Raw genomic sequence first — 707 nt, 5'->3', positions numbered from 1 at the left:
ACTCTCGATTGTAGTTAATTAGCTTATCTTTAGGCAGACCTGTTGTTTTAACCTTGCCTTGCTTAATAGTAGATAAAGCATTATCAAGATTAGATCCTTCTAACTGCCTCCAGTTGTAGTTTGCATATTTAATTAGCTGTGAATACTGTGGTTTTGCCCTGTCTTTATTATTAAGGTTCAGCTTCTTACTAATGTCATTAATCAAGGTATCAAAAGACTTGATACTCTCATGCTTAACATTCTTATCTCTTAGCGCGTATAAAAAGCACAATGTCATATCATCAGGAATATACTCAACGTAACGATTTAATTCGCTATCAAACGTACTAATTAACTCATTGCTATCCGTTTCATGACAGCCATAACTATCATCTTTCACAGTTAATACAATTAACGCTAAACTTTGAGTAGCTTCTGCACCGTCGCCATTCGGCAAATCCAATCTATAAACATCTCGACTGCCTAGCATCCAGTTATAGAAAGACTTCAATACTGCTATATCATTGATACCGCCATAGACGATACTACAGAATACCGCTGATTCAATTAAATCACTGGTACTAAATCTTCTTTTCCTTTGCCATATCCCAATCATATCTTGGACAGCTAGGCTCACTTGAGAACCCTGTACAAACCATTCATACCCAATGTTTAACGTATCACGCTCTGCTAAAATGGGAACTACTGGCTCATCTAAATGAGTATTA

Annotated in this window: 1 protein-coding gene; it reads right to left on the bottom strand. The window is 36.4% G+C overall.

Annotation, left to right across the window (positions count from 1 at the left end):
* On the bottom strand, positions 1-707 hold a 707-nt coding region (locus A1019T_RS13325; RefSeq protein WP_167366884.1), incomplete at both ends, for a hypothetical protein.

The sequence above is a fragment of the Psychrobacter piechaudii genome (assembly GCF_900162825.1).
GTDB lineage: Bacteria > Pseudomonadota > Gammaproteobacteria > Pseudomonadales > Moraxellaceae > Psychrobacter > Psychrobacter piechaudii.
This window is presented reverse-complemented; position numbering and strand designations above follow the sequence as displayed.